This window comes from Duganella sp. P38, from assembly GCF_050859475.1.
Taxonomy (GTDB): domain Bacteria; phylum Pseudomonadota; class Gammaproteobacteria; order Burkholderiales; family Burkholderiaceae_D; genus Rugamonas.
The window spans coordinates 4,623,777-4,638,274 of record NZ_CP193936.1 but is presented as its reverse complement, the minus strand read 5'-3'; the positions used below and the strand labels follow the sequence as shown (position 1 = coordinate 4,638,274).

Annotated in this window: 8 protein-coding genes and 1 pseudogene; 6 read left to right on the top strand and 3 right to left on the bottom strand. The window is 64.6% G+C overall.

The genetic code is table 11. The features are described from left to right. Positions 1-38 precede the first annotated feature (38 nt). Positions 39-1,325: a sugar MFS transporter gene (locus tag ACRQ5J_RS21545; RefSeq protein ID WP_432379644.1), complete on the top strand. Its 1,287-nt coding sequence runs from the start codon at positions 39-41 to the stop codon at positions 1,323-1,325. Positions 1,326-1,455: 130 nt separating this feature from the next. Continuing rightward, complete coding sequence (locus tag ACRQ5J_RS21540; protein ID WP_432379642.1) at positions 1,456-3,024, top strand: oleate hydratase; 1,569 nt, start codon at positions 1,456-1,458, stop codon at positions 3,022-3,024. 101 nt (positions 3,025-3,125) lie between these two features. Here the strand turns inward: ACRQ5J_RS21540 and ACRQ5J_RS21535 are convergent, their stop codons facing one another. Together ACRQ5J_RS21535 and ACRQ5J_RS21530 are read right to left on the bottom strand one after the other, a co-directional pair. Further along, the gene (locus ACRQ5J_RS21535) at positions 3,126-3,596 is read right to left on the bottom strand and encodes a DUF1854 domain-containing protein (RefSeq protein ID WP_432379640.1); all 471 of its coding nucleotides are present in this window, start codon (positions 3,594-3,596) and stop codon (positions 3,126-3,128) included. 4 nt (positions 3,597-3,600) lie between these two features. Beyond that, on the bottom strand, positions 3,601-5,871 hold the full coding sequence (locus tag ACRQ5J_RS21530; RefSeq protein WP_432379639.1) for an ABC transporter ATP-binding protein: 2,271 nt from the start codon (positions 5,869-5,871) through the stop codon (positions 3,601-3,603). 206 nt (positions 5,872-6,077) lie between these two features. Here ACRQ5J_RS21530 and cphA (ACRQ5J_RS21525) point away from each other — a divergent pair, with 206 nt between their 5' ends. The 4 genes and pseudogenes from cphA (ACRQ5J_RS21525) (at position 6,078) to ACRQ5J_RS21510 (ending at position 13,606) form a co-directional block, all read left to right on the top strand. Further along, on the top strand, positions 6,078-8,237 hold the full coding sequence (cphA, locus tag ACRQ5J_RS21525) for a cyanophycin synthetase (RefSeq protein WP_432379638.1): 2,160 nt from the start codon (positions 6,078-6,080) through the stop codon (positions 8,235-8,237). Between the two features lie 16 nt (positions 8,238-8,253). After that, positions 8,254-10,825, top strand: a pseudogene (gene cphA, locus ACRQ5J_RS21520) (cyanophycin synthetase). A gap of 174 nt (positions 10,826-10,999) precedes the next feature. Beyond that, positions 11,000-12,454 carry a catalase gene (locus ACRQ5J_RS21515; RefSeq protein WP_432379637.1) on the top strand — a complete coding sequence of 485 codons (1,455 nt, stop codon included), beginning with the start codon at positions 11,000-11,002 and terminating at the stop codon, positions 12,452-12,454. A 51-nt stretch (positions 12,455-12,505) separates the two neighbouring features. After that, the gene (locus ACRQ5J_RS21510) at positions 12,506-13,606 is read left to right on the top strand and encodes a patatin-like phospholipase family protein (protein WP_432383705.1); all 1,101 of its coding nucleotides are present in this window, start codon (positions 12,506-12,508) and stop codon (positions 13,604-13,606) included. On the opposite strand, the gene ACRQ5J_RS21505 is transcribed toward ACRQ5J_RS21510, so the two are convergent. Next, positions 13,581-14,477: a LysR substrate-binding domain-containing protein gene (locus ACRQ5J_RS21505; RefSeq protein WP_432379635.1), complete on the bottom strand. Its 897-nt coding sequence runs from the start codon at positions 14,475-14,477 to the stop codon at positions 13,581-13,583. The two genes, ACRQ5J_RS21510 and ACRQ5J_RS21505, sit on opposite strands and share 26 nt — an antisense overlap. Positions 14,478-14,498 lie beyond the last annotated feature (21 nt).

Genomic DNA, 14,498 nt, shown 5'->3' with positions numbered 1-14,498 from the left:
TCGTGCGCGGACTTTAAACAATAAAGGGGAAGTAAAGTATGGAACATTATTCGCAAACTGCGGTGGCGCCGGGGCAGTCGCAGACTGCGGGCGGCAATACCGGGCCGCTGGTCATCGTCACTATCCTGTTCTTCATGTGGGGCTTGCTCACGTCCTTGAACGACGTGCTGATTCCGCACCTGAAGGCGGTCTACACGCTGACCTATGTGCAGGCGATGCTGGTGCAGTTCTGCTTCTTCGGCGCGTACTTCATCGTTTCGCTGCCGGCGGGGATGCTGATCAAGAAGCTGGGCTACCAGAATGGCGCCGTGGCCGGCCTGACGATTGCGGCCGCCGGCTGCGCGCTGTTTTATCCGGCTGCCACCAGCGGCTACACGCTGTTCCTGATCGCCTTCTTTGTGCTGGCGGGCGGCATCACCATTTTGCAGGTGGCGGCCAACCCGTATGTCGCGGTGTTGGGCGATCCACGCACCGCGTCCAGCCGTCTGACGCTGACGCAAGCCTTCAACTCGCTGGGCACCACGGTGGCGCCGACGCTGGGCGGCATGCTGATACTGGGTGGCGGTGTTCTGAGTTCTGCCGATCTGGCCAGGCTGCCGGCGGTGGAGCAGGCCGCATATCGCGCCAAGGAAGCGGCCAGCGTGCAAGGCCCGTACCTGGCGCTGGCTGCCGCGTTGCTGGTGCTGGCGATCCTGTTCGCGCTGGCGCGCCTGCCGAAAATCGTCGACGCGGAGCAGGGCGGCTCGCAGGGCGGCTTTGCCGAGGCGCTGAAGCACCCTCATCTGGCGCTGGGCGTGGTGGCGATTTTCCTGTACGTCGGCGGCGAGGTGTCGATCGGCAGTTTCCTGATTAACTTCCTCGGCGAGCCGCATGTGGCGGCGCTGCCGGCGGAGACGGCGGCGCATTACGTCAGCTTCTATTGGGGCGGCGCCATGATTGGCCGTTTCATCGGTTTCGCGGTGATGCGCACCGTCAGCCCGGGCAAGGCGCTGGCTTTCAATGCGGCGGCGGTGATCGCGCTGGTGCTGGTGGCGATCTTCAGCAGCGGCCAGCTGGCGATGTGGGCGATTCTGGCGGTGGGTCTGTTCAACTCCATCATGTTCCCGACCATCTTCTCGATGGCGCTGAACAAACTGGGGCCGCTGACCGGCCAGGGTTCGGGCGTGCTGTGCATGGCGATTGTCGGCGGCGCGCTGGTGCCGTTCGCGCAGGGCTACTTGGCGGACACGGTGAGCTTGCAGCTGTCGTTCCTGGTGCCGGCCGCCTGCTATCTGTTCATCCTGTACTTCGGCCTGAAGTACGCCAATATGTACGCTGAAAAATAAGCTGTTTTTGTTCGATCAGATTGCCTTTTAGGTAAGCGCTTCTAATCCCGGCTTTTCTGAATCGTGCGCACTGACCTTGGTTGAGATGACTGCCTAGAATCGGCTCATCTCAACTGAGGGAGTTTGCGTCATGAGTAATCCTGTTAAAGCATATTTGATCGGTGGCGGTATCGGTTCGCTGGCCGCAGCGGCGTTCATGATCCGCGATGGCGGCGTGGCCGGCAGCGATATCACCATCTTCGAAGCCTTGCCGGTGGCCGGCGGCAGCCTTGACGGCGGCGGCGATCCGGAAAGCGGCTACACGTTGCGCGGCGGCCGCATGCTCACCACCGATAACTACGAGTGCACCTGGGACCTGTTCAGGAGCATCCCGTCGCTGGAGCATCCGGGACAGACGGTGTACGACGAAACCATCGCCTTCAACGAGCTGCACAAGTCGCACTCGCGCGCACGGCTGGTGGACCGCAACCGCTTCAAGGTGGATGTGAGTTCGATGGGCTTTTCGATGCAGGATCGGCTGGAGCTGGTGAAGCTGGAGGAAGCCGACGAGAAGGACATGGGCGACAGCGCCATCACCGACTGGCTGTCGCCGGAATTTTTCGAGACTAAATTCTGGTATATGTGGGCGACCACCTTCGCCTTCCAGCCGTGGCATAGCGCGGTGGAGTTCAAGCGCTACCTGCATCGCTTCATGAAGGAGTTTTCGCGCATCGAGACGCTGGCCGGCGTCAAGCGCACGGTGTATAACCAGTACGATTCGCTGGTGCGTCCTTTGCAGCACTGGTTGCAGCAGCAGGGCGTGCAGGTGCTGCTTGGCGCGAAGGTCGAGGATCTGTCGCTGACCGGGGATGCGTCCACTGTGACGGCGATCCGCTACGTGCGCGATGGCGAGGCGTTCACCCTTCAGGTGCGGCCCGAGGATCTGGTGTTCTTCCAGAATGGCTCCATGACCGATGCGTCGAGTTACGGCAGCATGCACAGCGCGCCGGCCAGGCTGGATAAGCGCGACAGCCAGGGCTGGGCCTTGTGGGAGAAGCTGGCCGCGGGGCGGCCGCAGTTCGGCAATCCGGCGGCGTTCAATAGCAGTATTCCGGAATCGTGGTGGGAGTCGTTCACCGTCACGCTGAAGGACCCGGTGTTCTTCGACCGCATGGAGAAATTCACCGGCAACGTCGCCGGCACCGGCGGGCTGGTGACGTTCAAGGACTCCAACTGGTTCATGTCGGTGGTGCTGGCGCATCAGCCGCATTTTGCCGGGCAGCCGGAGGGCGTGCAGGTGTTCTGGGGCTATGGTTTGCATCCGGACCGCGTCGGCAATTTTGTCGCGAAGCCGATGGCGGAGTGCAGCGGGGAGGAGATTTTGCGCGAGTTGTGCGGACATCTGAATTTCGATTACGCCGAGGTGATGGCGAACGCGAATTGCATCCCGTGCCGTATGCCTTATATCACCAGCATGTTCATGCCGCGCCAGTACAGCGACCGGCCGTTGCCGGTGCCTGTTGGTTCGCGCAATCTGGCCTTTGTCAGCCAGTTTGTCGAGGTGCCGGGGGATGTGGTGTTTACCGTTGAATACTCGGTGCGGGCGGCGCAGATGGCGGTGTACCAGCTGCTCGGCGTGCAGCGCGAAGTGCCGCCTATTACGGCGCATGACGAATCGCTGAAGGTGAAGTTCGATGCGCTGATTAAGGCGTTTAAGTAGCCCGCGTCATTCCCGCGCAGGCGGGAATCCATGGACGGCATGCGGCACGCGCGGCATGGGTTCCCGCCTGCGCGGGAACGACGGGGTTGGGCCTTCGGCTTTTACAGGAAGCGGTCGAGAATTTTTTTGCTGTGCTTATCCAGTTCGCGGATGTCGCGCACCAGATAGTGAATCCCGTGGATGTCCGAAATCAGCAGCGTGTCCACCGTCAGGCGGCGGATGTCCTCTTCGCCGCGCAGCACGAATTCGGTGTCGCCGCGATCGGTCGCCACCGACCAGGTGCACGGCGTGGCGAAGCTGGTCACGCTGTTGATGCGCGCGATCTCCGGCATGAATTCGCGTCCGCCCAGTTCTTCCGACACCAGCGCGCCGATCGCCGGCGGCAGGTCGCCGATGGCGTCGATCCACGCCACTTCCTTGCCGTCCGTGTTGAGCAGCGAGATGCCGTCCTGCGGCGCCTGCACCGGGAAGGCGCGCACCGGCGAGACGCCTTCGTGCACCACGCCGTCCGCAGTGGTGAGGATCAGGCGGCCGAAGGGATTGCGGGTCAGTTCAAATTTAGTCGTCGTCATCTTCTTATTCCTTGCTGGCGTCGTCCAGGTCCGTGTCCACATTGCGGGCCTGCGCCTGATACAGGCGGTAGTACGCGCCTTCGAGCGCCATCAGTTCGTCGTGCGGGCCGTCTTCCACCACCACGCCGCGATCGAGCACCACCAGGCGGTCGGCCTTTTGCAACGTTGACAGGCGGTGGGCGATGGCGATGGTGGTGCGGCCCTGCACCAGGTTGTCGAGCGCCTTCTGGATTTCTTTTTCGGTTTCCGAGTCCACCGAGGCGGTGGCTTCGTCGAGGATCAGGATCTTCGGATCGATCAGCAACGCGCGCGCGATCGAGATGCGCTGACGCTCGCCGCCCGACAGGCCCTGGCCGCGCTCACCGACCATCGAGTCGTAGCCTTGCGGCAGGCGCAAAATGAACTCGTGCGCGTGTGCGGCGCGCGCGGCGGCGATGATTTCCTCGCGCGTGGCATCCGGCTTGCCGTAGGCCAGATTCTCGGCGATGGTGCCGAAGAACAGGAACGGCTCCTGCAGCACCAGGCCGATGTTGCGGCGGTAGTCGGCCACCTTGAACGAGCGGATGTCTTTTCCGTCCAGCAGAATCGCGCCTTCGGCGACATCGTAGAAGCGGCAGATCAGGTTGACCAGCGTGGATTTGCCGGAGCCAGAGTGGCCCACCAGGCCGACCATCTGGCCAGCCTTGATATCGAGATTGATGCCGCGATTGACCGCGCGGTTCCCGTAGCGGAAGCCGACTTCGCGCAGCGAGATATCGCCCTCGACCTTGTCCAGCCTGACCGGATTGACCGGCTCCGGCACCGACGACACGTGGTCGAGGATATCGAAGATACGCTTGGCGGCCGACGCCGATTTCTGCGTCACCGACACGATGCGGCTCATCGAATCGAGACGGCCATAGAAGCGGCTGGCGTAGGCGATGAACGACGACAGCACGCCAACCGTGATATTGCCCTTGGAAACCTGGTAGATGCCGAACACCCAGATCACCAGCAGCCCGAGCTCCGTCAGGAAGGATACGGTCGGCGAGAACAGCGACCACACGCGGTTGAGCTTATCGTTGACCGCCAGATTGTGCCTGTTGGCGGTGCGGAAGCGGTTAGCCTCGCGCGCCTCCTGCGCGAAGGCCTTCACCACGCGGATGCCGGGAATGGTATCGGCCAGCACGTTGGTCACCTCGCCCCATACGCGGTCGATCTTTTCGAAGCCGGTGCGCAGGCGGTCGCGCACCAGGTGGATCATCCAGGCGATGAACGGCAGCGGCCCCAGGGTGCAGATGGCCAGCCACGGGTCGAGGTTGAACAGGATGATGCCGGTCATGATGATCATCAGGCAGTCCGACAGGAAGTCCAGCAGGTGCAGCGACAGGAACACGCAGATGCGGTCGCTCTCGGAGCCGATGCGCGACATCAGGTCGCCGGTGCGCTTGCCGCTGAAGTATTCCAGCGACAGTTGCAGCAAGTGCTGGTAGGTCGTGGTGCGCAGGTCGGCGCCGATGCGTTCCGACGCCAGCGCCAGCACGTAAGTTTTGCCCCAGCCGAAAATCCACGCCAGCACCGCCGCGCCGACCAGGCCGGACATGTACAGCGCCACCAGCGATGGATCGACGTCCTTGCCGTTCTGGTAAGGGATCAGCACATTGTCCATCAGCGGGATGGTCAGGTAGGGCGGAATCATGTGCGCGCCGGTCGACAGCAGCATCAGCGTGAAGCCGAGCGCCAGCTGCCATTTGTATGGCTTGGCGAAGCGCCACAGGCGGAACAGCGTCCAGGTCGACGGCGGCGTATAGACCACCTTGGTGCAGACCGGGCATTCCTCCTGCTCCGGCTCCATCGGCGCCTTGCAGCTCGGGCAGACGTTTTTATCGTCGACCACCACCGGCTCGCCGCTGGCGTGGCTGTCGCGGTGGGCGTCGAACTGTTCGACCAGGCGGATCGCCGCCAGGTTCTGGCCCAGCGTGAAGCGCCACGCGCCCAGCCGGCCTTGCGTATTGACCAGTTCCAGGTGGCCGACGCCGGCGTGGTCGTGGTGTTTCAGCACCTGGTCCGGCGTGAACGGCCATGACAGCCACGTGTCCGCGCCCGGCGCGCGCGCCAGTAAACGGCTTGGCGTGACCAATACCATGCCCTTGGAAAAACGAAGTTGCTGATCCAAGTCAACCTCCAGGGCACTTACAACGTTTTCCCCTTGGGAAAGTTGTGCCTGTATCTCGGAACGCCAGCGCTCGGGAAGCTCGCTCAGGCTGGATACGTTGGAAAGTTGTTCAGTCGTCATCGTGAGGCATGCTCCGGAGGGGAAAGGGGCTGATGTTATGGCTTATTTACGGTATTCTGTCATTCATCAAACATTTGACAGAGAACAATAAAACCGGATGTTTTGTGCTGGCGGCAAGTATACCGCACAGCAGCATGGCACGGGTACAGGGTTTACAATACGGCGCGGGCTGGCAAAGCCGATAACAAAGTTACAAGAATCAATACATGACTAAGAAGAAAGACATCGAAGTTCTCCGCGTAACCTATTTGCGCGGACCCAATATCTGGACGTATCGCCCGGTGATCGAGGCGTGGCTGGACATTGGCGAGCTGGAGAACTTCCCATCGAATCTGTTGCCCGGTTTGTATGAACGTTTGACAACCATCCTGCCCGGCTTGATCGTCCACCGCTGCGGCGTGGGCGAGCACGGCGGCTTCCTGGAGCGCCTGCGTGACGGCACGTATGCCGGCCACATCCTGGAACATGTTGTGCTGGAGCTGCAAAACCTGGCCGGCATGAAAACCGGCTTTGGCAAAACCCGCGAAATCATCCCGGACAGCGGCCTGTATAAAATGGCCTTCCGCACCCGCCAGGAGGAAGTCGGCCGCGCCGCGCTGGCCGCCGGCCGCGACCTGCTGATGGCCGCCATCGAGGACCGCCCATACGACCTGGACGCCACCGTTGCCCGCCTGACCGACATGGTCGAGAGCCTGTGCCTGGGGCCGAGCACCGGCAACATCGTCGACGCCGCCGGCGTGCGCCAGATCCCGTTCATCCGCCTGACCGACGGCAACCTGGTGCAGCTGGGCCACGGCGCCGCGCAGCGCCGCATCTGGACCGCCGAAACCGAGCACACCTCGGCCATCGCCGAAGGCATCGCCTCGGACAAGGACCTGACCAAGACGCTGGTGTCGTCGTGCGGCGTGCCGGTGCCCGAGGGCGAGCTGGTCACCAGCGCCGCGCAGGCCTGGGCTGCGGCGCAGGACATCGGCCTGCCTGTCGTGCTGAAGCCGTATGACGGCAACCACGGCCGCGGCGTCTCGCTGAACCTGACCAACGAGGCCGACGTCGCCGCCGCCTACGAGCTGGCAGCGCAGGAAGGCGACAGCAGCAGCGTCATCGTCGAGCGCTTCATCGTCGGCGACGAGCACCGGCTGCTGGTGGTGGGGCGCCGCGTGGTGGCCGCCGCCGCCGGCGAGTCGCTGTGGATCACCGGCGATGGCAAGTCCACCGTGCTGCAACTGTGCGACACGCAAATCAATATCGACCCGCGCCGCGGCGAGACCGAAGAGTTCCCGCTGGGCCTGGTCAAGCCGCATGAATCGGGCGAGATCATCCTGGAACTGAAACGCCAGGGCATGACCTACGCCACGGTGCCGGCCGAAGGCCAGAAAGTGCTGATCCAGCCGAACGGCAACGTCGCCATCGACGTCACCGACAAGGTGCACCCGCAGGTGGCGGCGATGGCCGCGCTGGCGGCGCGCGTGGTCGGGCTGGACATCGCCGGCATCGACCTGGTGACCTCGGACATTACCCGTCCGCTGGAGGAAACCGGCGGCGCCATCATCGAAGTCAACGCCAGCCCGGGCCTGCTGGCCCACCTGAAGCCGGCCGAAGGCGAGCCGCGCAACGTCGGCGAGGCGATTGTCGAGCACCTGTTCGGCGAGGCCACCGGCCGCATGCCGATCGTCGGCATCGCCGGCACGCACGGCACCACGATGACCGCGCACCTGGTCGCCTGGCTGCTGCAAATCAGCGGCAAGAAAACCGGCCTGACCTGCGCCGACGGCCTGTTCGTCAACGGCCGCCTGCTGCCGCGCGACGGCTTCTCCGACTGGGAAACCGGCGAGCGCCTGCTGCTCAACAAGAGCGTCGAAGCGGGCGTGTTCGAGAACAGCGCGCGCATGATCCTGGCCGAAGGCCTGGCTTACGACAAATGCGCGGTCGGCGTGGTGACCGACGTCGGCGGCCTGGAAGCGCTGGCGGAGTTCCACATCGACAGCGACGAGCGCCTGTACAACGTGCTGCGCACGCAGGTGGACGTGGTGCTGCCGAGCGGCGCCGCCGTGCTCAATGCCGCCGATCCGCAAGTGGTGGAAATGGCCGAGCTGTGCGACGGCGAAGTGATTTTCTACGGCGTGGACGAGCACCTGGCCGCCATCGCCGCCCATCGCCAGGCGGACAAGCGCGTGGTGTTCCAGCGCGCCGACTGCATCGTGATGGCACAGGGCCACACCGAGGTGGGCGCCTTGCCGCTGTCGCCGCTGGTGCCGCCGGAAGCCGTGCTGGCCGCGATTGCCGCCGGCTGGGCGCTGGGCCTGACGCACGACCTGATCGGCGCCGGCCTGCGCACCTGGGAAGCGAATCCAAAGAAACCTCACTGAAAGAACAACAAGAATCATGGAAGTTATACGCACCCGCGCCCTTCGCGGCCCGAATCTTTGGAGCCACCACACTGCGGTGGAGGTCATCGTCTCGTGCCCGCCGGAAGAGCAATCGATCGCCGCGCTGCCCAATTTTGAACAGCGCCTGCACGCGCGCTTCCCGGCCGTGGGCGCCTTGCACGCCGTCGGCAAGGACGATGTCGTGTCGCTGGCCCGCGTGCTGGAAGTGGCGACCCTGAGCCTGCAGGCGCAAGCCGGCTGCCCGGTCACCTTCAGCCGCACCACCGCCACGCTGGAAAGCGGCATCTATCAAACCGTTGTCGAATACACCGAGGAAGCCGTCGGCCGCCGCGCGGTGGAGCTGGCCGAGGCGCTGATCGCCTCGGTGCTGGCGAGATACCGCCTTCGACCTGGATGCGGCGCTGACCGAACTGCGCGACCTCGATGAAGACGTGCGCCTGGGCCCAAGCACCGGCGCCATCGTCAACGCCGCCGTGGCGCGCGACATTCCATTCCGCCGCCTGACCGAGGGCTCGATGGTGATGTTCGGCTGGGGTTCGAAACAGCGCCGCATCCAGGCCGCTGAAATGGACACCACCGGCGCCATCGGCGAGACCATCGCGCAGGACAAGGAACTGACCAAGAAACTGCTGCACGCGGCCGGCGTGCCGGTGCCTATCGGCCGCTCGGTGGAGGATGAAGAAGACGCCTGGAAGGCCGCGCAGGAAATCGGCCTGCCGGTGGTGGTCAAGCCGAAGGACGGCAACCAGGGCAAGGGCGTCACGGTCAACATCATGACCGAGGACCACCTGAAAGCCGCCTTCCGCACCGCCAAGGAATTCCGCGACGACGTCATGGTCGAGCGCTACCTGCCGGGCCACGATTACCGCCTGCTGGTGATCGGCAACAAGCTGGTGGCCGCCGCCCGCCGCGATCCGCCGCTGGTGATCGGCGACGGCGTGCACACGGTGCGCGAGCTGGTCGACATCGTCAATGCCGATCCGCGCCGCGGCTCGGGCCACGCCACCTCGCTGACCAAGATCCGCTTCGACGATATCGCGCTGGCGCGCCTGGCGTTGCAGGACCTGAACGCGGAATCGGTGCCGGCCAAGGGCCAGCGCGTGATCCTGCGCAACAACGCCAACCTGTCGACCGGCGGCTCGGCCACCGACGTCACCGACGACGTGCATCCGGAAGTGGCGGCGCGCGCGGTGGAGGCGGCGCAAATGATCGGCCTCGATCTGTGCGGCGTGGACGTGGTGTGCGACAACGTGCTGGAGCCGATCGAGAACCAGCGCGGCGGCGTGGTGGAAGTGAACGCCGCGCCGGGCCTGCGCATGCACATCGCGCCATCGTTCGGCAAGGGCCGCGCGGTGGGCGAGGCCATCGTCAACACCATGTTTGCACCGGGCGAGAACGGCCGCATCCCGGTGGTGGCGGTGACCGGCACCAACGGCAAGACCACTACCGTGCGCCTGATCGCGCACCTGCTGACCGCCAGCGGCCTGCGCACCGGCATGACCAATACCGACGGCGTCTACATCGAAGGCCGCCAGACCGACAGCGGCGACTGCAGCGGCCCGCGCAGCGCGCGCAACGTGCTGCTGCACCCGGACGTGGACGCGGCGGTGTTCGAAACCGCGCGCGGCGGCATCCTGCGCGAAGGCCTGGCCTTCGACCGCTGCCAGGTGGCGGTGGTGACCAACATCGGCATGGGCGACCACCTGGGCCTGAACTACATCACCACCGTGGAAGACCTGGCGGTGCTGAAGCGCGTCATCGTGCAGAACGTCGCCGAAAGCGGCTACGCGGTGCTGAACGCGGTTGATCCTATCGTGGCCGGCATGGCGGCCAACTGCCGTGGCAAGATCATCTTCTTCGGCGCCGACCGTTCGCATCCGGTCATCGCCACCCATCTGGCGCAGGGCAGCCGCACGGTGTACGTGGAAGACGGCGACATCGTGGCGGCGGAAGGGCGCACGCAGCATCGCCTGCCGTTGTCGGCGGTGCCGATCACGCGCAACGGCGCCATCGGCTTCCAGGTGGAGAATGTGATGGCCTCGGTGGCCGCCGCGTGGGGCGTGGGCATCAGCTGGGACGCGATCCGTCTCGGCCTGAAAACCTTCGCCAACGATTCGGACAACGCGCCGGGCCGTTTCAACGTGTTCGACTACAAGGGCGCGACGCTGATCGCCGACTACGGCCACAATCCGGACGCCATCCTGGCGCTGGTGAAGGCGGTGGAGACTATCCCGGCCAAGCGCCGCGTGGTGGTGATTTCCGGCGCCGGCGACCGCCGCGACGAAGACATCACGCAGCAGACCGAGATCCTCGGCCGCGCCTTCGACGATGTGCTGCTGTACGAGGACGCCTGCCAGCGTGGCCGTGTCGATGGCGAAGTGGTGGCGCTGCTGCGTTCCGGCCTGAACGGCGCGCCGCGCACCACGCACATCGAGGAAATCTACGGCGAGTTCAAGGCCATCGATACGGCCCTGGCGCGGCTGCAGGACGGCGATCTGTGCCTGATCCTGATCGACCAGGTGGAAGACGCGCTGGCGCACATCGCCAAACGCATCGCCGAAGCCTGACCCGTCATTCCCGCGCATGCGGGAATCCATGGCGCGCCTGCGTTCCATGGGTTCCCGCCTGCGCGGGAACGACGATAGGTTTTGGCTATATTTTCCATAAATATATATAGTTTTTATTTATGACTCCCCTTGTTTAAAATAGCCTAACGCTATCAAACAACGAGGAGTCATAGTATGAAGATCACCACCGCCTCCGGCATCCCCGTCGCCGACAACCAGAATTCCCTCACCGCCGGCCCCCGTGGTCCCGTGCTGCTGCAAGACTTCCACCTGATCGAGAAACTGCAGCACTTCAACCGCGAGCGCATTCCCGAGCGCGTGGTGCACGCCAAGGGCTCCGGCGCCTACGGCACCTTCACCGTCACCCACGACATCACCCAATACACCAAGGCCAGGCTGTTCGCCGAAGTGGGCAAGCAGACCGAAACCTTCCTGCGCTTTTCCACCGTGGGCGGCGAAAAGGGCAGCGCCGACACCGAGCGCGATCCACGCGGCTTCGCGGTGCGCTTCTACACCGAAGAAGGCAACTGGGACCTGGTCGGCAATAACACGCCGGTGTTCTTCCTCAAGGACGGCATCAAGTTCCCGGACTTCATCCACACGCAAAAGCGCGATCCGCAAACCAACCTGAAATCGCCGACCGCGATGTTCGATTTCTGGAGCCGCACGCCGGAAAGCCTGCACCAGGTCACCACGCTGTTCTCCAGCCGCGGCACGCCGGACGGCTACCGCCACATGCATGGTTTCGGCAGCCACACCTACAGCCTGATTAACGCCGCCGGCGAGCGTGTATACGTCAAGTGGCATTTCCTGACGCAGCAGGGCATCAAGAACCTCAGCGCCGACGAAGCCACGCGCATCGCCGGCACCGATCCGGATTACGCCCAGCGCGACCTGTTCAACGCCATCACCGGCGGCGACTTCCCGCGCTGGGACGTCAAGCTGCAAGTGGCCACCGAGGCTGAACTGGCGGCATGGGAAGCGCGCACCGGCTGGAATCCGTTCGACCTGACCAAGGTATGGCCGCACGCGGACTTCCCGCTGCTGCCGGTCGGCGTGCTGGAGCTGAACCGCAACCCGGTCAACTACCACGCCGAAGTCGAGCAGGCGGCGCTGTCGCCGTCGAACGTGGTGCCGGGCATGGGCTACTCGCCGGACAAGATGCTGCAAGCGCGCCTGTTCGCCTACCACGACGCGCAGCTGTACCGCGTCGGCACCAATCACCAGCATCTGCCGGTGAACGCGCCGCGCTGCCCGTTCCACAACCAGCAGCGCGACGGCGCCATGGCCGGCGCCAACGGCGGCGCGGCGCAGAACTACGATCCGGTGCAGGCCAACGGCAGCAATCCGCACGGCATGGGCCACGGCGAACCGCCGCTGGCGCTGGACGGCGCGGCCGGCCGCTACGACGGCCGCGGCAAGGAAGACGACTACACCCAGGCCGGCGATCTGTTCCGCCTGATGCCGGCAGACGAACAGCAAAACCTGTTCAACAACATCGCCGGTCCACTGAGCCAGGTAAGCGCCGAGATCATCGCCCGCCAGCTGGCGCACTTCGACCAGGCCGATCCGGCGTATGGCGCCGGCGTGCGCGCGGCCTTGCAAGCGCGCGGCGTCAACCTGGCGTAAAGATGGCTTACAATCTCCACGTTGCAGTGCATCGTGGAGGTTGGCTTGAGCTTGAATCCCGCTTGTCCGCCGTCGCCTGCCTTGCCGGGCCAGATCGTTCTGGTCCTGCAGGGCGGCGGCGCTTTAGGCGCCTACCAGGTGGGCGTGTACCAGGCTTTGCACGAAGCCGGCGTCGAGCCGGACTGGGTGATCGGCACATCGATCGGCGCCATCAACGGCGCCATCATCGCCGGCAATCCGCCTGCGCAGCGCCTCGACCGGCTGCGCGAATTCTGGCACCGCATGGAGCGCAACTCCTTCGGCTTCACCACCATGCCGCGCGTGCTGGCCAATGCGATCACGCTGGGGCAGGGCATACCGGCGTTCTTTGAGCCTAATCTGGTGTCGTGGTGGAATCCGGACGCGCATGTGGGCGTCGAGCAGGCGTCGTTCTACCAGACCACGCCGCTGCGGGCCACGCTGGAAGACCTGGTCGATTTCGATGTGCTGAACGATAAGGATATGCGGATGACGGTCGGCGCGGTCAACGCCCGCACCGGCGGGATGCGCTACTTCGACACCCGCAAGGAACCGCTGTGCGTCGAGCATGTGATGGCGTCCGGCGCGCTGCCGCCGGCGTTTCCGGCGATTCGCATCGATGGCGAGCCGTATTGGGACGGCGGCATCTACTCCAACACGCCGATCGAGGCGGTGCTGGACGATGAGCCGCGCCGGCAATCGGTGATCTTCTCGGTGGAGGTGTGGAATCCCGACGGCACCGAGCCGCAGAGCGTGCTCGATGTGCTGGATAAGCAGAAGGAAATCCAGTACGCCAGCCGCGCCAGCAACATCGAGCAGCAGCGCAAGCTGCACCGTTTGCGGCATGTGATCCGCCAATTGACCAAGTACCTCGACGCCGGCGAACTGGCGCTGCCGGAAGTGCGCGAGCTGGCGTCATGGGGCTGCGGCACCGATATGCATGTGGTGTCGCTGCGCGCGCCGCGCATCGGCAACGAGGACCATACCAAGGACATCGACTTCAGCTCCAGCGGCATCCGCGCCCGCTGGCAGGCCGGCTATGCCGACACCCAGCGTTTCCTCAAGCTGCGCCCATGGGAACAGCCGATCGATCCGATCGAAGGCATCGCTATCCACGAACTGCCGGAGCGCTAAGCACCTCGCCGCACACTTCCAGCCAGGCGCGGGCTGCGTGGGAAAGGTAGCCGTTGCGCCAGACATGCGCCGGCTGCCAGGCCAGTTCGGGATCGGCGACCTTCACCGCATCGACGTGGCCGATGGCGAGGCGGTGGATGAACGGTTCCGGCAGCAGCGCCACGCCCATGCCGGCGGAGGCCATCGCCACCAGCCAGTCCCACTGGCCGCTTTGCGCGGCCACCTGCGGCTCGAAGCCGGCGGCGGTGAAAGCGGCGCGCAGCGTGCGCGTCATGGCGAAATCGTCCTTCAGCAGCACCAGCGGCGTGTTGGCCAGCGCTTTGAGTTTGATGGTGGCGCGGTGCTTCTGGAAGGTGCCTTGCGCCGCCAGCGCCCACACCGGATAGCTGGCGATGGGCGCTGATTGCAGCTCCAGTTGCGGGTCCGCGGGCAGCACCGTCATGCCGATTTCCAGTTCGCCGTGCGCCACCTGGCGTTCGATCGCCTGGCCGGCGTCCTCCCGCAGCGTCAGCGTGATATTCGGATGGCGCTGGCGGAAGGCCTTCAGCACAGGCGTGAACAACAGGTTGATCATCGGCGGTATGCCGACCGTCAGGTGGCCGCGCTCCACTGTCTGCGTGTCGTGCACTTCGGCCGCCAGCTGGCGCATGGTGGCCAGCATTTCCATCCCGCGCGCGTAGACTACCTGGCCGGTGTCGGTCAGCGTCAGCTTGCGGCCTTCGCGTATCAGCAGTTGCGCGCCGACTTCCTCTTCCAGCTGCTTCACCATCTTGCTGATGGTCGACTGGGTGACATGCAGCGATTCCGCCGCCTGCGTAAAACTGCTCAGGCGGATGGTTTCGACAAAGTAGCGGAGCGAGCGCAAATCCATGAATAAAAAGAATGGAAAGTG